General features: G+C 42.6%; 20 protein-coding genes. 1 reads left to right on the plus strand and 19 read right to left on the minus strand.

Features of this window, described 5'->3' with window-relative positions:
- Nucleotides 1-10: 10 nt before the first annotated feature.
- The 8 genes from fabZ to LI126_RS03260 all read right to left on the minus strand — a co-directional run bounded on the left by fabZ (nt 11) and on the right by LI126_RS03260 (nt 6,107).
- A complete protein-coding gene (fabZ, locus tag LI126_RS03225; protein ID WP_015528345.1) occupies nt 11-442 on the minus strand; it encodes a 3-hydroxyacyl-ACP dehydratase FabZ in 432 nt (143 codons plus the stop codon).
- Nucleotides 443-457: 15 nt separating this feature from the next.
- Complete coding sequence (gene accB, locus LI126_RS03230; RefSeq protein ID WP_015528346.1) at nt 458-949, minus strand: acetyl-CoA carboxylase biotin carboxyl carrier protein; 492 nt, start codon at nt 947-949, stop codon at nt 458-460.
- Between the two features lie 12 nt (nt 950-961).
- Nucleotides 962-2,200, minus strand: a complete 1,239-nt coding sequence (gene fabF / locus LI126_RS03235; protein ID WP_015528347.1) for a beta-ketoacyl-ACP synthase II — start codon at nt 2,198-2,200, stop codon at nt 962-964.
- 19 nt (nt 2,201-2,219) lie between these two features.
- On the minus strand, nt 2,220-2,969 hold the full coding sequence (fabG, locus tag LI126_RS03240; RefSeq protein ID WP_227159003.1) for a 3-oxoacyl-[acyl-carrier-protein] reductase: 750 nt from the start codon (nt 2,967-2,969) through the stop codon (nt 2,220-2,222).
- Nucleotides 2,963-3,883 carry an ACP S-malonyltransferase gene (fabD, locus tag LI126_RS03245; protein WP_015528349.1) on the minus strand — a complete coding sequence of 307 codons (921 nt, stop codon included), beginning with the start codon at nt 3,881-3,883 and terminating at the stop codon, nt 2,963-2,965. The genes fabG and fabD overlap by 7 nt, the downstream gene beginning before the upstream one ends.
- Nucleotides 3,876-4,832: an enoyl-[acyl-carrier-protein] reductase FabK gene (gene fabK, locus LI126_RS03250; RefSeq protein WP_270363765.1), complete on the minus strand. Its 957-nt coding sequence runs from the start codon at nt 4,830-4,832 to the stop codon at nt 3,876-3,878. Before fabK ends, fabD begins: the two co-directional genes overlap by 8 nt.
- A 79-nt stretch (nt 4,833-4,911) precedes the next feature.
- Nucleotides 4,912-5,136, minus strand: coding sequence for an acyl carrier protein (locus LI126_RS03255; protein ID WP_081016846.1), 225 nt, complete (start codon nt 5,134-5,136; stop codon nt 4,912-4,914).
- A gap of 23 nt (nt 5,137-5,159) precedes the next feature.
- Nucleotides 5,160-6,107, minus strand: a complete 948-nt coding sequence (locus tag LI126_RS03260) for a beta-ketoacyl-ACP synthase III (RefSeq protein ID WP_117825762.1) — start codon at nt 6,105-6,107, stop codon at nt 5,160-5,162.
- 286 nt (nt 6,108-6,393) lie between these two features.
- On the opposite strand from LI126_RS03260, the gene LI126_RS03265 reads away from it, so the two are divergent.
- Entirely contained in the window at nt 6,394-6,984 is a 591-nt protein-coding gene (locus LI126_RS03265) for an HAD family hydrolase (RefSeq protein WP_227164807.1), read from the plus strand.
- Between the two features lie 37 nt (nt 6,985-7,021).
- Here the strand turns inward: LI126_RS03265 and smpB are convergent, their stop codons facing one another.
- From smpB to LI126_RS03320, 11 genes are all read right to left on the minus strand, one after another.
- Complete coding sequence (smpB, locus tag LI126_RS03270; protein ID WP_015528354.1) at nt 7,022-7,486, minus strand: SsrA-binding protein SmpB; 465 nt, start codon at nt 7,484-7,486, stop codon at nt 7,022-7,024.
- Nucleotides 7,487-7,534: 48 nt separating this feature from the next.
- A complete protein-coding gene (gene rnr, locus LI126_RS03275) occupies nt 7,535-9,646 on the minus strand; it encodes a ribonuclease R (protein ID WP_227164837.1) in 2,112 nt (703 codons plus the stop codon).
- Between the two features lie 238 nt (nt 9,647-9,884).
- The gene (gene secG / locus LI126_RS03280) at nt 9,885-10,127 is read right to left on the minus strand and encodes a preprotein translocase subunit SecG (protein ID WP_015528355.1); all 243 of its coding nucleotides are present in this window, start codon (nt 10,125-10,127) and stop codon (nt 9,885-9,887) included.
- Between the two features lie 130 nt (nt 10,128-10,257).
- Entirely contained in the window at nt 10,258-10,701 is a 444-nt protein-coding gene (locus LI126_RS03285) for a hypothetical protein (RefSeq protein WP_015528356.1), read from the minus strand.
- Between the two features lie 30 nt (nt 10,702-10,731).
- The gene (locus LI126_RS03290; RefSeq protein ID WP_020436394.1) at nt 10,732-11,172 is read right to left on the minus strand and encodes an RbsD/FucU family protein; all 441 of its coding nucleotides are present in this window, start codon (nt 11,170-11,172) and stop codon (nt 10,732-10,734) included.
- Between the two features lie 109 nt (nt 11,173-11,281).
- Nucleotides 11,282-12,397 carry a substrate-binding domain-containing protein gene (locus LI126_RS03295; RefSeq protein WP_015528358.1) on the minus strand — a complete coding sequence of 372 codons (1,116 nt, stop codon included), beginning with the start codon at nt 12,395-12,397 and terminating at the stop codon, nt 11,282-11,284.
- Between the two features lie 341 nt (nt 12,398-12,738).
- Nucleotides 12,739-13,743 (minus strand): ABC transporter permease, encoded by a 1,005-nt coding sequence (locus LI126_RS03300; protein ID WP_015528359.1) that lies wholly within the window; start codon nt 13,741-13,743, stop codon nt 12,739-12,741.
- Nucleotides 13,744-13,757: 14 nt separating this feature from the next.
- Nucleotides 13,758-15,254: a sugar ABC transporter ATP-binding protein gene (locus LI126_RS03305; RefSeq protein WP_015528360.1), complete on the minus strand. Its 1,497-nt coding sequence runs from the start codon at nt 15,252-15,254 to the stop codon at nt 13,758-13,760.
- A 78-nt stretch (nt 15,255-15,332) separates the two neighbouring features.
- Nucleotides 15,333-16,310, minus strand: a complete 978-nt coding sequence (locus tag LI126_RS03310) for an ABC transporter permease (protein ID WP_226865992.1) — start codon at nt 16,308-16,310, stop codon at nt 15,333-15,335.
- Between the two features lie 311 nt (nt 16,311-16,621).
- Nucleotides 16,622-17,623 (minus strand): LacI family DNA-binding transcriptional regulator, encoded by a 1,002-nt coding sequence (locus LI126_RS03315; protein ID WP_055146239.1) that lies wholly within the window; start codon nt 17,621-17,623, stop codon nt 16,622-16,624.
- Between the two features lie 176 nt (nt 17,624-17,799).
- Nucleotides 17,800-19,269, minus strand: coding sequence for a rhamnulokinase (locus LI126_RS03320; RefSeq protein WP_334290420.1), 1,470 nt, complete (start codon nt 19,267-19,269; stop codon nt 17,800-17,802).
- Nucleotides 19,270-19,387 lie beyond the last annotated feature (118 nt).

Below are 19,387 nucleotides of genomic sequence, written 5' to 3' on the forward strand. Positions count from 1 at the left end.
CCTGATTTTTTTATTCTCCAACCATAAATGTAAGTTCTGCCGTAACAACGACCTTTCCGTTAACTGTTGCCACAGCTTCTCCTACGCCTACCGGTCCTTTTCTTTTAATAATCTTTGTCTCTAATTTCAACTGATCTCCCGGAAATACCATTCCTTTGAAGCGACATTTTTGTACACCACCGAAGAATGCAATCTTTCCCTGATTCTCCGGTACACTTAAGATTGCCACAGCTCCTGTCTGAGCAAGTGCCTCAAGAATCAGAACTCCAGGCATTACTGCTTTCTGTGGGAAATGTCCACGAAAGAAATCCTCATGATAAGAAACACCTTTGTATCCAATTGCATATTCTCCCGGAACATAATCTTCAATCTTATCAATCAAAAGAAATGGATGTCTGTGCGGAATGATTTCCTGAATCTGTTCTACATTTAAACTATTCATATCTGAATTCCTTTCTTAAACAATTCTAAAAATCGGCTGGCCGTATTCTACCGGTTCTCCGTTCTCTACAAGAACTTCTGCAACTGTACCGGCACATTCACTCTCAATCTCATTCATAAGTTTCATCGCTTCTATGATTCCGACAACCTGTCCGGCTTCGACCTTGTCACCAACCTTAACAAAACTCGGTGCATCCTCTGCCGGTGCTGCGTAGAAAGTTCCAACCAGAGGTGAAACGATCAGTTCACCTTCTGTTTCTTTTATCACTTCCTGATGCTCTTCCTGTGTGTGATCCGCTTCATTTCCTGGATTTTGCAGAATTTCTGCTGTCTGAAGACCTGCTGTGACAGTTCCTGTCACCGGAACTACTCCCGGACTCTGTATAATCTCCACCTTCTGCTGTTCTTTCTTCAGATTCAGCTTTGTTCCATTTTCTTCATATTTAAAATCTGTAAGCTCAGAAGCAGAGACTGCTTCGATCAGCTTCAATATTTCTTCCATCTTCATCTTCGCTTCTCCTTATTCTTCGAAACGTTTTACAAGAAGAGACACATTGTGCCCACCAAACCCAAGAGAATTAGAAATTACACAATTCACTTCTTTCTCTACCGGTGCGCCTACTGCATAATTCAATCCACATTCCGGATCTACATTCTTTGTACCAACTGTCTGATGGATGAAATTATCCAGAATACTCTTTACGCAGACAACAAATTCTACTGCTCCTGCTGCTCCAAGAAGATGACCGATCATAGATTTTGTTGAATTGACAACTACATTTTCGGCTGCATCTCCTAATGCATAACAGATCGCACGCGTCTCAAAAAGGTCATTGTGATGTGTACTTGTTCCATGGGCATTGATATAATCCACTTCTTCCGGTGCCACACCAGCCTCTTTCATTGCAAGTTTCATCGCCATTCCGGCTCCTTCTCCATTTTCTGCCGGAGATGTAATATGATAAGCGTCTCCTGTAGAGCCGTATCCAGCGAGTTCTGCGTAAATCTTCGCGCCTCTCGCTTTCGCGTGTTCAAGTTCTTCCAGAACTACGATTCCGGCTCCTTCTCCGAGGACAAATCCATCCCTGTCCTGATCAAACGGACGGGAAGCTGTCATTGGATCTTCATTTGTAGACAGTGCTGTCAACGCAGTAAATCCTGCAATTCCGGTCGGACAGATACAGCTCTCTGTACCCCCTGCAACACAGACATCCAAGTCACCATATTGAATCGCACGGAGTGCATCTCCGATACTGTTAGATCCTGATGCACATGCTGTCACGACATCTGTACATTTTCCTTTCAGTCCAAGCTGGATGGATACATTTCCTGCTGCCATATTGGAGATCATCAACGGAACCATCAATGGATTTACACGCGCTGGTCCTTTTGTCTGGATCTTGTCGTAATTCTGCTCTACACAGCTGAGACTTCCGATACCTGAACCGATGATCGTTCCCACACGGTAAGGATCTTCCTGCTCCATATCAAGTCCCGCATCCGCAAATGCTTCCTTTGCTGCTGCAACCGCATACTGGGAGAACAATTCCATTCTCTTTGCTGCCTTGAAATCCATTCGTTCTTTTCCAACGAAATCTTTCACTTCTGCTGCCAGCTTAACCTTATAATCTGTTGTATCGAATTTTGTGATCGGACCAATTCCAACTTTACCTGTTTTGATTCCGTTCCAGAATTCTTCTACTGTATTTCCAATCGGTGTCACCGCACCCATTCCGGTTACAACAACTCGTCTCTTCATTTTCCTACTCCTTCTATTTTTACATCGCCATTCCGCCGTCGACATGCAGCGTCTGGCCTGTGATATAACGTGCTTCATCAGAAGCAAGAAATGCCGCCGCATTCGCAATATCTTCTGTCTCTCCAAACTTTCCGAGAGGGATCTGGGCGATTGCTCCTTCTTTCACCTTCTCTGAAAGTACTTCTGTCATCTCTGTGTTAATAAATCCCGGAGCGATCGCATTTACGGTAATTCCTCTGGAAGCCAGTTCTCTTGCCGCACTCTTTGTGAGTCCGATCACACCAGCCTTTGATGCAGAATAATTAGCCTGTCCTGCATTTCCAAGAACTCCTGATACAGAAGACAGGTTAATAATTCTTCCGGATCTCTGACGTAGCATCTGTCTTGAGACTGCACGGATACAATGAAAAGTTCCTTTCAGATTCGTATCGATCACAGCATCAAAATCTTCTTCTGCCATTTTCATAAGCAGTCCGTCTCTTGTGATTCCCGCATTGTTCACAAGGATATCTATTCTTCCAAATTCTTTAATGATTGTCTGAAACATCTCATCACAAGATGCTGCATCTGCCACATCACACTGCATGATCTGTGCTGTTCCGCCTGCAGATTCAATCTCTGTTTTCACTTCCTGCGCGCGCTCTTTCGATCCATTATAATTGATCACTACTGCTGCGCCCTCCTGTGCCAGACGCAGCGCGATCGCTCTTCCGATTCCTCTGGAAGCACCTGTCACTACCGCAACTTTCCCTGTCAGTCTGTCTAACATAATTCATTTACCACCTTATCTACGTCTTCCCAGGTTCCGACGTTATACACTTTCACCTCACGGTTTATCTTTCTCAAGAAACCAGCCAGTGTTCTTCCAGGCCCGATCTCGACAAATGTATCTACACCATCCGCGATCAGGAGTTCCATACTCTGCTGCCAGCGTACGGAAGATGCTACCTGACGTGCGAGCAGTTCTTTTGTCTTTGTAATATCAGTTACATATTCTGCTGTCACATTCGTCACATATGGGATCTGGAGATCAGAAAAATCTACCTGTTCCAGTTCTTTTCCAAGCTCTTCTCCGGCCTGCTCCAGGAGGGAAGAATGGAACGGTCCACTGACATTAAGCGGAAGGACTCTCTTTGCTCCGGCTTCCTTCAGTGCATCTGCTGCCTGTTCCACATCTTCCTTCCATCCTGTAATCACAATCTGTCCCGGACAATTGTAGTTGGCGATCATTACACCACTTCGATCTGCCAGCACTTCCTCAATCTTTCCGGCATCCAGTCCAAGAACCGCTGCCATGGCTCCCTGACCACCCGGTACTGCATTCTGCATCAGAATACCGCGTTTTCTTACTGTTGTGATTGCATTTTCTGTGCTCATTCCTCCTGCTGAAGCAATCGCACAATATTCACCCAGGCTTAAGCCTGCTGTGACATCCGGGGCGAGTCCCCGTTCTCTTAATACCTTCTCCATTGCCATACAGACAGTCACAAGTGCTGCCTGTGTATATTCTGTCTGATCCAGAAGATCATTTTCTTCAAAACAGAGTGCTTTCATATCCAGTCCAAGCAGTTCACTTGCACGGTCGATCACCTCTGCTGCCGTCTTACTGTTTTCATAGAAATCTTTTCCCATTCCGGCTTTCTGTGCTCCCTGTCCCGGGAAAATAAATGCGATCTTACTCATAGAATCCTTTTCCTCCGATCAGTTCATCTGTCTGTGAGACCAGCTTCTGGATCACTTCCTGACAGGTAAGCTTCTCCTTGATCATACCTGCGATCTGCCCTGCCATCACGCTTCCGCTCTGAACATCTCCATCAACAACAGCTCTCCTGAGTCCTCCTAGTGTCAGATGTTCAAGTTCTTCGAATGTTGCTCCTGCCTGTTCTTTCTCAAGATACTCTTTCGTCATTTTATTACGAAGAGCACGAACCGGATGACCTGTAGATCTTCCTGTCACACGAGAATCAATATCCCTTGCTTTCAAAATGCATTCTTTATAATTCTCATGCACCTGTGCTTCTTCTGTCACAACAAAACGTGTTCCGATCTGAACACCCTCTGCTCCGAGCATAAATGCCGCTGCAATTCCTCTTCCATCTGCAATTCCTCCGGCTGCGATCACCGGGATTTCAACTGCATCTACAACCTGCGGAACGAGAACCATCGTTGTATTCTCACCGATGTGTCCGCCTGCTTCTGTTCCTTCTGCCACCAGAGCATCTGCTCCACAACGCTGCATTCTCTTCGCCATCGCTACAGAAGCAACTACAGGGATCACTTTGATTCCGGCTTCCTTCCACATCTTTATATATTTTTCCGGAGATCCTGCACCTGTCGTGACAACTGCGACACCTTCTTCGACAGCCACCTTTGCAACTTCATCTGCATAAGGACTGATCATCATAATATTGATTCCAAACGGCTTATCCGTCAGCTTCTTTGCCTCACGGATCTGTTCTCTGACCCACTCGGCCGGTGCACTTGCTGTTCCGATCAGTCCAAGTCCACCGGCATTTGAAACTGCTGCCGCCAGATGATATTCTGCAACCCATGCCATACCGCCCTGAATGATCGGGTACTCAATTCCAAGTAATTCTGTTATTCTCGTTCTCATAAGAACTCCCTTCTTGATCACTTCTCTATCAACGGTTCTCTCGGATCGGCTGCCGAAAAGGAACCGAAATGCTTCGTTTTCTACTAGTTCTATACTTCTACTTGTGTGATTCGATATATTTTACAACATCACCCACTGTTGTGATCTGCTCCAGATCTTCAGATGGGATCTCTACTTCAAAAGCTTCCTCAAATGCCATTACCATCTCAAAAAGATCCAGGGAATCTGCTCCAAGATCCTCTTTGAAAGATGTTGTCTCACTTAATGTGCTTTCCTCTACGTTTAATGACTCTGCTACGATTTCTTTTACTTTTTCTAACATGATTTTGTTTTCCTTTCTTGAATTTACCATTCCATCAGGCATCCTGCCCATGTAAGTCCTGCCCCGAATCCGGCAAGTATAATTTTCTGACCTCTTTTCAGCTTTCCATCCCGATTCATTTCATTTAAAAGGATTGGAACTGACGCCGCCGACGTATTCGCATATTCACCAAGATTCATTGGGAACTTCTCAATTTCTACGCCAACCCTCTTTGCAGCCGCTTCAATGATTCTTCTGTTTGCCTGATGCAAAACAAAGTAATCCACATCTTCTCTTGAAACATCTGCTTTTTTCAACATTTCTTCGATGATTTCCGGTACTTTTCTCACAGCGAACTTAAAAACTGCCTGTCCATCCATCCGAATTACCGGCGTTTCTTCTGTTCCATATTGTAAGGTCAATGCCTCTCCCTTGTCTCCTGCCGAATGTGCCATGGCCGTGTAGACTGCTTCTGCACTTTCACTTTCTTCTCCCCGGAGAACCACTGCACCTGCACCGTCTCCGAATAAAATGCAAGTTCCTCGGTCTTTCCAGTCTACAATTCTGCTCATCTTCTCTGCACCGATCACCAGTGCGGTCTTGACAAGACCCGAACGGATATAAGACTGCGCCGTATTCAATGCGAGAATAAATCCCGAACAGGCTGCATTCAGATCGTATCCCCATGCATGAACTGCACCGATTGCTTTCTGCACTTCACAAGAAGTATTCGGAAATACTGTTTCTGAAGAAGACGTCGCTACAAGGATCAGGTCAATCTCTTCTGCTTTCAGCCCACTGTCTGCAAGAGCTTCTTCTGCTGCTTTTGCAGCCATAAAAGATACCGTCTCCTGTTTTGCGAGATGTCGGCTTTGAATTCCTGTGCGTTCCCGGATCCATTCATCACTTGTGTCGACCAGAGAGGACAATTCCACGTTGTCCATTCGATGGGACGGTATGTACGATCCTGTCCCGCATATTCTTCCTATCATATCTCTTCTCCAACTCTGTCAAAATAATTGTCACTCTTCACAGTATGATTCTTTCCAGATCTGAACCATAATTGTTTTGACCTTTAAATACTTTGACTCTCAAAGTATATCATAAATAAAATAGATGTCAAGATAATTTTTAGACAGTTTTTCTCTTTTTGTCTATTAGTTACTGTTTGCACGATGTTACTGTTCACTCCCGTGTGAACAGCAATGCATATTTTATTTGAATCTGTCTTTTCTGCGCAGTATAATAAAATAAGCATCTATAGAAAGGGAATTTGTTATGAAATACAAGAATATTGTTTTTGACTTTGGAAATGTCATCGGACGTTTTGATGGAAAAGCGATCCTCTCAGAATTCTGCCCATATGAAGAAGAACTGGATTATTTATCCGAAATCGTTTATAAACGCTGGGCAGAACTTGACGCCGGCACACTTGATTATGATAGTTACATAAATGAAGTCATTGATCAGGTTCCGGAACATTTGAAGGACTGCATCCGCCGGTTTGCAAAAGAATGGCCACGCTGCACTACTTTACTTCCGGATACCATTACATTTATCCATGAATTAAAAGAGCGCAATATACCAATCTATCTGCTGTCTAATGCTCCAACCTATTTTGCAGAATACTATGAAGGAAGTGAACTTCTTTCTCAGTTTGACGGAATCTTATTTTCCGGACCGATCAGACTTGCAAAGCCGTCTCCTGAAATCTACAGTCATTTTCTCAGGAAATTTGATTTAAAGGCAGAAGAATGTTTCTTTATTGATGATCTTGAGCCAAACATCTATGCAGCAAAAGAAGCCGGAATGGGTGGACTTGTATTTACTGGCGATATCAATGAAGTAAAAAAAGCAATTGGTTTCTGATCCAATTGCTTTTTCTATTCGCTCCTGCTTCAATCCCTTATCGATTGAACGCTTTGAATTCTCTCTGCGCTTCACGCTTCTGATCTTTCTTTGCGATCGTCTCACGCTTGTCATATAATTTCTTACCTTTGGCAAGTCCAATCTCAATCTTTACAAGACTTCCACTGAAATAAACCTGCAGCGGAACAACTGTAATTCCCTGTTCTTTCATCTTACCAAATATTTTCAGTATCTCCTTCTTATGAAGAAGCAGCTTTCTCACACGAAGCGGATCTTTGTTAAAGATATTCCCCTTCTCATAAGGACTGATATGCATACCATAGATATACATCTCCCCGTCTTCCACACGGATAAATGCTTCTTTGATACTACACTTTCCCATACGAAGAGACTTTACTTCTGTGCCATGCAGCACAAGTCCTGCTTCGTATTTCTCAAGAATAAAATAATCATGATATGCTTTTTTATTATTCGCAATAAGTTTTTTCTCTGTCTTTGCCATCTGATTCCAACCTCTAACTCATCTATTTTAACCGCACTCCTGCAAGTATTATGCCAGCTCGAAATTAATCGTTCGTAGCAGCTTATCTGCATCACTTACGCGGACACGCACCTTTTCACCAAGTTTATATGTCTTTCCTGTATGCTCTCCGACCATTTCATATGTCTGCTCTATAAAATTATAATGATCGTCCCGCAGATCCACAACATGAACAAGACCTTCTACTGTATTCGGAAGTTCTACATAGATTCCCCATTTTGTAACACCGGAAATGACACCTTCGTACTCTTCTCCAATATGCATGCGCATATACTCTGCTTTTTTCATCTTCACAACTTCGCGTTCTGTCTCTTCTGCCAGTCGTTCTCTGTCACTACACTGCTTCGCTACTTCCGGGAGGATCTTGTCATAATGTTCTATACGATTCTCATTCAGTCGTCCGCGCAGGTTCTCCTTAATGATTCTGTGAATCTGGAGATCCGGATAACGGCGGATCGGAGAAGTGAAATGTGTATAATACTTCGCTGCCAATCCAAAGTGTCCTGTATTATCTGTTGTGTATTTTGCCTGGCACATGGAGCGTAATGTAAGTCTGCTGATCAGAGCTTCTTCCGGGGTTCCTTCCACCTGACTAAGAAGTTTCTGAATCTCCTTTGGCTTTACTTCATCATGCACATGAATATGATAACCGAAATTATTGATAAATGTACTCAGTTTCTTTATCTTCTCTTCGTCTGGAACTTCATGCGTTCTGTAGAGAAATGGAACCTCTCTCCAAAAATATTCTTCTGCCACTGTCTCATTAGCAAGAAGCATAAAATCTTCGATGATCTTCGTTGCACTGTTTCTCTCATAAGGTTTGATATTAATTGGTTTCCCCTTCTCATCCAATTCAATCTTTGTCTCTGGAAAATCAAAATCAATCGAACCTCTCTTGCCGCGTCGTTCTCTGAGAATCGTTGAAAGTTCCTGCATCTTCTGAATCATCGGAACAAAATCCTTATCTTCTTCCAGTGCTTCCGGTTCTTCTGCCAGCACCTTAGATACACCTGTATAACTCATACGCTTGTCTACCCGGATCACAGTCTCCGCGATCTGATGATCGATCACCTCGCCTTTCGGAGACACTGTCATAATACAGGATAATGCCAGACGGTCTTCCCCTGCATTCAGAGAACAGATGCCATTCGACAACACATGCGGTAGCATCGGTATGACACGGTCAGCAAGATAAACACTCGTCCCACGCTTCAGTGCTTCTCGATCCAGAGCACTTTTCTCCTGTACATAATTGGTAACATCCGCAATATGAACTCCCAGCTGATAATTCTCATCCTTCATTGTCAGAGAAACCGCATCATCCAGATCCTTCGCATCTTCACCGTCGATCGTAACCATCTGCCAGTCACGTAAATCCAATCTTCCTGCACAATCTGCTTCTGATACATCTTTTCCAACACGAACCGCCTGATTCAATACCTTCTCCGGAAATTCTGTAGGAAGATCATAATCCTTTACAATAGATAAAATATCTGCTCCCGGATCATTCACATGACCGATGATCTCAACAATCTTTCCTTCCGGCTTAGCATGTTCCTGTCCATAAGATGTCAGTTCTACCACAACCTTATGACCGTCCATGGCACCCATCTCTTTTCCGGCCGGAATATAAATATCTTTCAGATATCTCTGATTATCCGGACGTACAAATCCAAAACTCTTACTCTTCTCATACAATCCGACAATCTTCTTCACCTGATGCGACACGATTCTTACGATTTTTCCTTCTTTTCTCTTACCTCCAGGCGCACCTGTAATAATACATTCCACTTCATCTCCCTGGAATGCACCGTTCACATTCTCTCCCGGAATAAAGATATCCTCATCTTCACCCTCTAGCATAACAAATCCAAATCCACGGATATTCGCCTGGAAGGTTCCTGTGATACGCTTCGTCTGCCCTTTACTGTATTTTCCTCTTTTAGAAAGTGTAATCTTCCCTTCCTCAACAAGAGCGTCCAACACTTCCTGAAGCTCTCTTCTCTGTTCTTTCGATACCTGAAGAACTGTCGCAATCTCTTTGACTTTCATTGGGATATAAAAATCATCACAAATAAAGTCATAAATCACTTTTTTTCTCTTTTCAAATGTCTGATCCATTCTGTTTCCTTTCATCGTTACTGTTCACACGATGTGCGACCAGCAACGCATCTCGCCATTTTAAATCGCCTTTGGCGATGGGGCGAGATGCATTCAAGTCAAAACATGCATCCTCCGTGTCAATCAGCGGAGTGATTGACACGGGAGTGAACAGTAACCTTTCATCACTACTTAAAGTAAAAAAAGACATTCTATAGTCTTATTATAGAATGTCTTATACTTACTTCATCATCTGTTATTAATTAAAAACCTTAAGGTTCAGTACTACTGCAAGCACCAGGAAAAGGATAGCAAGAAACTTTGTAGACTTTACAAGTGCACCTTCCATAGAACGTCCCTTGTTCTGTCCCCAATAAGTATCCGCCATACCGCCAATTGTTCCCAATCCGGCTGACTTTCCTTCCTGCAAAAGAATAATCGCTGATAATGCGATACAGTCTATAACAAAGATAATGTATAAAACAATCTTCAAAATGTCCATCTTCTATGACCTCCTACACACTAACGTAACAGCACACTTATTAAACCATAAAAATATAGCTTCTAAAATCTTCTCATGCCATTACATGAATCTTAATTATTCTATCACAAGTAAGGTTGATTTGCAAGTATTAAAAGATTCCAAATATCTTCTCACGGAATGAAACATATAGGGAATCATAATCTGTATACTGAATCTTACTGTTCTTAAACTTTTCTCCCCATCTGCTGCAGAGATGGTCTGCGATCAGTTTCGCATCGTCATGCTCTGTCAAAAGAATTGCCGGAAATACATAATAGATCATAAAGAAATTCAGATCTGTCTGAATTGCACTGTCTATTTTTCCTTTTTTCGGAGAAACATATGCATCATAAACCTTATCTGTAAAGTCTACTGCAAGCTCTTTGGCTGCCGTCTCTTTATCAGAAGCATTCTCCGTATATTCTGTCATCTCACGGAAATAATGTCCATGATTCTCTATAAAAGCCTCCATATTTACTTTATAAGAAGCCTTCTTCAACTTTTTCATCATCGGCTTCATATCTGCAAATATTTTTTCTACATGATCAAGCATATTGTTCCTCCATTACGTTAAAAAATGTGACTAGTCTGTTACAACACCCTTCTGAAGCATTACATTCGCATAAAGTGCTGATTCACCTGTTGCAATGATTGCATAAGCTGTCTTAGCTTCATCATAGAATGCAAAACGCTCAATGTTTCCAACAACAGCATCACCTCTGTCATCATATTTACGGATAATCTCTTTATATGTATCCCAGATTGGTGTCTCCACAGTATCTCCAGGCATAACTTCCATAAGATTTACCGGATGCTCCACATAGCTGTCCAGAGGGAACACCTGAAGAATCGCATCAAGAATCTCCGGTACTCCGTGTCCGTCGCAACGGATCACAATCGCGTCTTTTCCCATTGATTCAGCCGGGAAGTTTCCATCAGAGATAACCAGTCTGTCACTGTGTCCCATCTCAGCAAGTACTTTCAACAGTTCTGGTGATAAAATTTTTGGAATTCCTTTTAACATATTATCTTCCTCCTTGATATAATAACATATTATTTTAAAAAAGGAACCGGGAATTTCCCGATTCCTTTCTTTTCACTTTAATAATTCAGCTTCTCTTTACAGATATGAATTAGTCATACAGGTTTGGAGAGATATCCTCATCATCCATGTTTGTAGAATCATACCAGTAACCATCTGTTGTAACGTCTTCTACAGACTCACCATCACAGATCTTAGCAAGAGTCTCGATGGAGATTTTACCCTGCATCAGAGGAGACTGTGTAACAGCACCAAGTAATGTACCATCTTTAACAGCGGCTTTGATAACTGATCCAGCATCGAATCCAGCTGCAACGATCTTATCATCATCTGTTCCAAGTTTGTTCAGGTTCTGGTTAGCTGTGAGAACACCCTCTGCAGATACCTGGTTTGATCCGAACATAGCGATTGTATCGTCTTTGTTCATGATGTTAGAAGCCTCTGTAGCACACAGCTCAACTGTTGTCTGTGCCGGAACTGCAACTTCGAGAACTACGTCAGCAGATGCCTGATCGCCATTATCTTTTACCTGGTTTACATAGAAGTCATTTCCTACAACTGCTACTGTCTTTCCATCAGCTTTAGCAAGCTCGATGAACTTGTTGATGAATCCCATACCACGCTCAGAAATGTTAGCAGATGTTGCATCCTGGTTAACTTCACCAACACGAACCTGTCCGTTTCCGATTCTGTCTTTGATTGCTTCATAAATATGCTCTGCTGCGATTCCACCAGCCTGCTCGTTGTCTGTTACAACTGTTGCGTATACAGATCCTTCTGGAGCGTCCGGAACACCTGAGTCGAAACATACAACCGGAATCTTCTTGTCAAGTGCTGACTGCAGTGAATCAAGAACTGAGTTCTGGTCACAAGCTGCAAGAGCGATTCCGTCTGGATTTTTGTTGATTGCGTTGTTCAGCATGTTAACCTGGTCAGCGATATCGGACTCAGCGTTCGGTCCTGTTGTGTTAGCTGTAACACCGAGCTCATCACAAGCCTGATTGATTCCCTGTACAGCTGCCTGCCAGTATGAAGACTGGAAGCTCTTTACAACAACTTCGAAATGATATCCCTTGGAATCTCCTGATCCATCTGTCTTAGTGTCGCCATCTGCTTTCTTAGTGTCATCTGCCTTGGATCCACATCCTGCGAGCATTCCAACTACCATACATCCACCAAGTAAAACTGCTAAAACTTTCTTTTTCATAATTATGTCCTCCTGACAAAATAAATTTGTGACTGCTTGTCTGAGTTTTCTTCCAGTTTTCCTCTCCCTAATGCCGGGCCTCTCTGGCAGAGCCTCTTTCGTGCATTTCTTAAATCGCTCTGCAGAAGTAGTTTGCCCAGGCTTCTTTGTCCGAAAACTCTTTATACAGTCTGTTTCGTTTAGCTTCTATAGTAACAGCTTTCTTTTTCACGCTTTTTTAGCATATTTTCCCGCTGCTATCTATCCGCACACATTAATAATATAACACATTACCAATGGTTTTGCAATTAATTATTGCTTTTTCGTGATTTTTCACAAATTCTAAATTTAAGTGGAAAAAATTACTCTTTTCCTGCTTTTCTCTTAAGAATATCAACAAGTACGGCTGCGATCAGGACAAATCCTGTAATGATCTGCTGCCAGTTAGCTGTCAGTCCGATGAATGGAAGACCAGTCTTCAGAAGACAGATAACGAATACACCAAACAGTGTTCCTGTGATGCTTCCTACACCACCTGTCATGGATACACCACCGATGATTGCTCCACCGATAGCCTCAAGCTCGAATCCAGCACCACTTCCTGGCTGAACTGTAGCGAAGATAGCGGAGTATGCGATAGAAGCAAGTCCTGCGAAGAATCCACAGATTACATATGCTGCAATATGATAGAATCTTACATTAACTCCGGAAAGTCTTGTTGCTTCTTTGTTACTTCCGATTGCAAGTGTATAACGTCCAATTCTTGTATGATTCAGTACAAATGTCATAACAACAACCAGAAGAATTACCCATAAGAAACCGATCGGGATATTCTGTCCGCCGGACTGAATCTTGAAGATACTTCTGAACCATCCGCCCGGTGCTGCTGCTGCCGGCCATGAGATTCCGAATCCACCTACGATAATGGAACCAAGTCCACGAGTAATCATACAAGTACAAAGTGTTGCCAGGAATGCCGGCAGGTCCATGATTGCTACCAGTACACCATTCAGAACACCAATCAGCATTCCAAGAATAATTGCTGCAAGGATACCAACGATTGTAGGCATTCCTTTGTGAACGATCAGATATCCACCAACGAGTGAATAACATACAAGTCCAGTACCGATTGACAGGTCAACACCACCTGTCATCAGTGGAAAGGCTACTCCAATTGCCATCAGGACAATATAATAGGAGAAGTCCAGAATGTTAATAAATGTTGTATATTTTCTGAAGTTAGGGCTCATTGCACAGAAGAAGATAAACAGTGCAATAACAACGAGCAGGACGATGAATTTCTGTCCTCCCATTCTGTCAATAAATGACTTATTAGAGCCGGCCTTCTTTGTTGTATTATTTGCCATTACTTTTTCCCTCCCTACTCAATCTCACGTGTAGCCATGTTCATGATATTTTCCTGTGTAGCTTCGGAAATATCCAGCTCACCTGTCTTCTTACCTTCGCACATAACAACGATTCTGTCACTCATACGAAGGATCTCTGTCATCTCGGAGGAAATCATAATAATGGCTTTTCCTTCTGCTGCCAGCTGATTCATCAGCTTGTAAATCTCATTCTTAGCTCCAACGTCGATACCTCTTGTAGGCTCATCGAAGATAAGGATGTCACAGTCTCTTGTCAGCCATTTTGCAATAACGACTTTCTGCTGGTTACCACCTGACAGGTTAACTACCAGCTGATCTGTACCAGGAGTCTTTGTTGCAAGCTGCTCAACATATTCCTGAGCAATCTTGTTCTCTTTCTTCTTATCGATAAAAGGACCGCTCATGAATTTTTCAAGTGTTGCCATTGTTGTATTCTCAGCAACTGATTTCTGTACAACAATACCATATCTCTTTCTGTCCTCTGACAGATAACCGATACCGCACTTAACAGCATCCTGTGGGCTCTTGATTGTAACCTTCTTACCGTTGATATAAATATCACCGCTGTCGATCGGGTCAGCTCCAAAGAGTGCTCTGGCTGTCTCTGTACGTCCAGCTCCCATCAGTCCGGAGAATCCAAGGATCTCACCTTTGTGAAGTTCGAAGCTTACATCCTGTACCATCTTACCAGCGTTCAAGTGTTCAACTTTAAGAACTACCGGTGCTCCCGGAGGTGTCATGTTCTTCTCCTTCGGATCTTCGTAAATAACACGTCCAACCATCATGTTGATGATGTCGTCTTTTGTACTTTCTTTTGTGATCAATGTTCCAACATAAGTACCATCTCTCATGACTGTAACACGGTCTGTGATCACTTTAATCTCATCCATACGGTGGGAGATATAAACAATTCCCATTCCCTGACTTTTCAGGTCACGGATGATCTTGAACAACTGCTCAATCTCTGTCTCTGTCAGAGCTGCTGATGGCTCGTCAAAGATGATGATCTTTGCATCATGTGAAATAGCTTTTGCGATCTCACACATCTGCTGCTTACCTACTGTAAGTTTTGACATTGTCTCTCTCGGATCAATATCAACGTTCATTCTGTCGAACAGTTTCTGTGCTTCTTCGTTCATTTTCTTGTCATCGATCTTGATGCCCTTCTTGAACTCTCTTCCGATGAAGATGTTCTGAGCAACTGTCAGATGACCAAGCATGTTCAGCTCCTGGTGTACGATGATAACACCATTGTCCTGTGCTTCACGAGCACTATGGAACTCAACTTCTTTACCTTCATATGTAATTGTTCCTGAATCTTTTGTATAAATACCTGTGAGAACTTTCATCAGAGTTGATTTTCCGGCACCATTCTCTCCCATAAGAGCAAGAACTTCGCCTTTTCTGATCTCAAGATCTACATGGTCAAGTGCGTGAACACCTGGGAAAGATTTATCAATCCCTTTCATTTCCAATATAACTTCGCCCATTTTATTACCCTTGCCTTTCTTTCAATCAAACATTTCGTTCATCATTCATAAAGCTGATCTCTTAATATAGAAGAGAAATTAGTTCTTTCTGCGTCTTGCAAGTACGTCACTGAATACTGCGACGATAACAATAACACCTGTAATGATAAGCTGATAATCTTTTGTAAAGCCAAGAGCCAGAATTCCTTCCTGAAGAAGAGCGATGATAAATACACCAATGATTGTACCGCTGATGGATGCAAGTCCACCTGCCATGGATGTACCACCCATTACACATCCGGCGATTGCTTCGTTGTTGTACTGATCTCCATAACCAGGCTGTACTGTTGTATATGCAGATACATAGAAGATAGCGCCTATTCCAACGAGAACTCCACAGATAATGAATGCAAGCATTTCCCATTTCTTAACATCTACACCTGAAAGTCTAACAGCTTCTTTGTTACTACCAAGGCAAAGGATGTAACGTCCGATTCTTGTCTTGTTCAGGATAATCGCACAGATAACTGCAGCTACCAGAAGAATAACAAGTCCAACCGGGAACCCGTTATATCTTACAAGATTTCTGAACCATCCGTTGTCCGGATCTGCTGCCTGCGGCCAGCTGACTGACTGTGTCTTTGTGTAAACTGACGCAAGACCTTTTGCAATATTCATACTTGCCATTGAAGTGATGAATGAAGGTACTGACCAGTAAGCTACCAGGTATCCATTAAAGAGCCCAAAAGCAAATCCCACAAGGATACTGATCAGGATTGCAACCGGCATGGAAATTCCATGTGTTGTCAGTGTATAACCTGAGATAAGTGCACAACAGAACATAACCGGTCCAATAGAGAAGTCGATCTCTCCTGTAGCAATTACAAATGTAACACCCAGTGATAAAAATCCAAGGAAATAAGCATAATTGAGTGCGCTCATGATTCGGTTCATTCCTGCGAAGCTTCCTCCGGTCAGTGCACAGAAGAGTCCGTACATCAGAAGAAGGACACAGCACAAAACAATTCTGTTAAATCCTACCTTTTTTACAAAAGGATTTTGTTTAATTTTTTCCAATTTTCTTCCTCCCATCTTTTACTTTGCTGGTGTTGACTGGATTGTCGATTAACTCTTACGATACCCCCATTCCTCTTAACCTCAGCGTAACGGTTCGCTTTCAAAGCTTTAAGATTTTTTTGTTTTTCAAAGTGTGTTTTCAATTTTCCCGCACACCTTTAATACAAGAATAAATTATAGCCTTGTTTTCATATTTTGTCAAGATTTCCCACCGTTTTTAGAGCGAAACGGTTCGTTTTTGTTTGTTTTCACTATTTTTTTATCCATTCTCACAACAAAAACCACGCTTTTCTGTGCATTTTGCTTATGCACTATCCAAGGTCTCGTATTGAGTCTCCCTCTCTTACAGAGGTACTGAAACTAATTTTTACCGGCATACCGTTTTGCTCTCCGTTTACTCGCTCCAGGAGCATAGCTACAGCCTTCTCGCACATCGTTTCCATTGGCTGGACAATCAGCCATAATTTAGGGCGCAGCACCTGGGTCATCGGAAGATTATCCACTCCGATGAGCGAGACATCTTGCGGACAGGAGAGTCCTGATTCGTTCAATGCCATAATCCCACCAAGCATGGTGTTATAGTTTCCTAAGATCACACCGGTCGGACGGTCTTCAAGCTCCAAAAGTTCTTTCATTCCTCTGTACCCATGTTCAAAAGAATGCCTTCCCAGCTTACAGTATTCCTTTGGAATCTCCAGTCCTGCCTGGTTCATCGCATCAGAATATCCTTTCACACGTTCCCTTCCGGTATATTCAATATTAGAGGCAATCACAGCTATTTTCTTGTGATGGTTCTCAATTAATTTATTCGTTGCACGATAGATTGCTGTCCGGTTATCAACCTCAACGCAATCATATTCTTCATCCTGGAATGATCTGTCAACCAGAACAACCGGAACATTTGCTGTTTTCGCAGCGTGAAGAAACTTTCCATGCATACCTACAGCAAATACCAATATTCCATCTACTTTCCTGCTCAGAAGAAACTGCAGATTTTCTTTCTGTAGCTTCTCGTCATTGCAGGAATCACAGATCAACATTCCATATCCCTTTTTATGAAGTTCCATTCCCAGATAATGCAGCATACTTCCTACAAAAAGACACTGTATATCATAAGCCAGAACTCCAATCGTCTTTGTCTTGTGGGTAACAAGCCCTCTTGCGAGCTCGTTCACTTCATAATGCAGTTCGTTGATTGCCTCCTCAATCAAGATACGATTTTCCGGCAATACATTACCGCCATTCAAATACTTCGATATCGTTGCAAGGGATAATCCTGTCCTTTTCTTGATATCGCGAATAGTAGCAGCCATAATCTTCTCCTCCCAGGCCAATCAGCGAACCGTTATGCATTTTGCCCAACTCAACTGCTCATTCCATTAAATCATACAGCAGATTGACAGTCAAGTGTTTCTGAAGAATTCTTTTTTATTACGTTGCCAGCCATAATTATTACAACTGGCAACCCATTTCCCCTTAGTCCAAAGCACTATACTAAAATTTTCTTAAATCTCTCGTATGCTTCGTCCCATGCTTCTTTGTCCTGTGGCTCGTAGATCTTGATGTCCTGAGAACGTTTGATAATTTCTCTTGCTTCTTCGATAGATTTGATATCTCCGGAAGCCATGAGCTGCAGTGCAATATTTCCAAGAACAGTTGCCTCGATCGGGCCTGCACTAACTCTGCATCCACATGCATTTGCTGTGAACTGGCAAAGAAGAGCACTCTGTGTTCCACCGCCTACCATGTAGACTGTCTTATAATCTTTACCTGTACACTCTTTAATCTCTTCCATCGCATGACGATATTTCATTGCAAGACTCTGGTTGATGCAACGAACAACTTCTCCAACTGTTTCCGGAACAGGCTGTCCTGTCTTCTTGCAGAATTCACGGATTCTTGTCGGAATATCTCCGGCAGGTGTGAATTCCGGTGCATCCGGATCAATAAAGCTCTGAAGTGCCGGAGCTTCTTTTGCCATAATCTCAAGCTCGCCAAATCCGTACTCATTTCCTTCACGGATCCACTGACGACGGCTTTCCTGAATACACCACAATCCAATGATATTCTTAAGGAAGGAAATCTTTCTTCCATATCCACCTTCATTCGTGATGTTGTAATGCTCAGATTTCTCATTGATGATAGGTTCTGCAAGCTCTGTTCCAAGCAGTGACCATGTTCCACAACTCAGGAAGATAAAATCTTCTTCTGATGTTGGTACAGATACAAGTGCGCTCTGCGTATCATGTCCTGCAACAGCCATAACATCAATCTTATCCAGACCAAGCTCTGTACAGATTTCATCTGTAAGAGTGCCGATCTTTGTACCTGTAGGTACAATTTCCGGGAAAATATGTTTCGGAATTCCCAGTGCTTCGATCACTTCATCTGACCACTCGCCCTTTTTCGCATCAAGAAGCTGTGTTGTAGAAGCGATAGAATACTCAGCTTTTTTCTCCCCTGTAAGGAAGTAGTTGAAAAGGTCTGGCATCAAAATCATCTTGTCAGCTTTCTCAAGAAGCTCTTTTCTTGTCTTTACAAGAGAAAGGAGCTGGAATGCTGTGTTGAGATCCATGAACTGATTTCCTGTGATCTGGTAGAATTTCTCTTTATCGATCAGTTTGAAACTTTCTTCGATCATTCCTTCTGTACGTGCATCACGGTAATGTACAGGGTTTTCAAGAAGTCTTCCTTCCTCGTCGATCAGTCCAAAATCAACTCCCCATGTGTCGATACCGATACTTTCGATCTTTCCACATTTCTTTGCTTTGATCAGACCCTGTTTGATTTCAAAAAATAATCTCAGTACATCCCAGTACATTGATCCATTCAAAATAACCGGATCGTTAGAAAAACGGTGAAGTTCTTCAATGCTGATCTTGTCACCATCAAAAGTTCCGCACATTGCTCTTCCGCCTGAAGCACCAAAGTCAAATGCTAATACTTTTTTCTCCATAATCTTCCTCTTTTCTTAATACTCTTTTAGTCGGTATTAAAACGGGGGCCCTGCATAGGCAGACCCCCCGCATTCTTTGTTCTAGCTCTGTATCGAAACTGTATTTACAGTCTTTTTACAT

It is taken from the genome of Mediterraneibacter sp. 210702-DFI.5.30, from assembly GCF_020560115.1.
In the GTDB taxonomy this organism is placed as follows: Bacteria; Bacillota; Clostridia; order Lachnospirales; family Lachnospiraceae; genus Mediterraneibacter; species Mediterraneibacter faecis.

Bases quoted from the DNA above. Each gene is read 5' to 3' on its own strand.
- fabZ (WP_015528345.1), bottom strand. From the start codon at position 442: ATGAATAGTTTAAATGTAGAACAGATTCAGGAAATCATTCCGCACAGA.
- accB (WP_015528346.1), bottom strand. From the start codon at position 949: ATGAAGATGGAAGAAATATTGAAGCTGATCGAAGCAGTCTCTGCTTCT.
- fabF (WP_015528347.1), bottom strand. From the start codon at position 2,200: ATGAAGAGACGAGTTGTTGTAACCGGAATGGGTGCGGTGACACCGATT.
- fabG (WP_227159003.1), bottom strand. From the start codon at position 2,969: ATGTTAGACAGACTGACAGGGAAAGTTGCGGTAGTGACAGGTGCTTCC.
- fabD (WP_015528349.1), bottom strand. From the start codon at position 3,883: ATGAGTAAGATCGCATTTATTTTCCCGGGACAGGGAGCACAGAAAGCC.
- LI126_RS03255 (WP_081016846.1), bottom strand. From the start codon at position 5,136: ATGTTAGAAAAAGTAAAAGAAATCGTAGCAGAGTCATTAAACGTAGAG.
- LI126_RS03260 (WP_117825762.1), bottom strand. From the start codon at position 6,107: ATGATAGGAAGAATATGCGGGACAGGATCGTACATACCGTCCCATCGA.
- LI126_RS03265 (WP_227164807.1), top strand. From the start codon at position 6,394: ATGAAATACAAGAATATTGTTTTTGACTTTGGAAATGTCATCGGACGT.
- smpB (WP_015528354.1), bottom strand. From the start codon at position 7,486: ATGGCAAAGACAGAGAAAAAACTTATTGCGAATAATAAAAAAGCATAT.
- rnr (WP_227164837.1), bottom strand. From the start codon at position 9,646: ATGGATCAGACATTTGAAAAGAGAAAAAAAGTGATTTATGACTTTATT.
- secG (WP_015528355.1), bottom strand. From the start codon at position 10,127: ATGGACATTTTGAAGATTGTTTTATACATTATCTTTGTTATAGACTGT.
- LI126_RS03285 (WP_015528356.1), bottom strand. From the start codon at position 10,701: ATGCTTGATCATGTAGAAAAAATATTTGCAGATATGAAGCCGATGATG.
- LI126_RS03290 (WP_020436394.1), bottom strand. From the start codon at position 11,172: ATGTTAAAAGGAATTCCAAAAATTTTATCACCAGAACTGTTGAAAGTA.
- LI126_RS03295 (WP_015528358.1), bottom strand. From the start codon at position 12,397: ATGAAAAAGAAAGTTTTAGCAGTTTTACTTGGTGGATGTATGGTAGTT.
- LI126_RS03300 (WP_015528359.1), bottom strand. From the start codon at position 13,743: ATGGCAAATAATACAACAAAGAAGGCCGGCTCTAATAAGTCATTTATT.
- LI126_RS03305 (WP_015528360.1), bottom strand. From the start codon at position 15,254: ATGGGCGAAGTTATATTGGAAATGAAAGGGATTGATAAATCTTTCCCA.
- LI126_RS03315 (WP_055146239.1), bottom strand. From the start codon at position 17,623: ATGGCTGCTACTATTCGCGATATCAAGAAAAGGACAGGATTATCCCTT.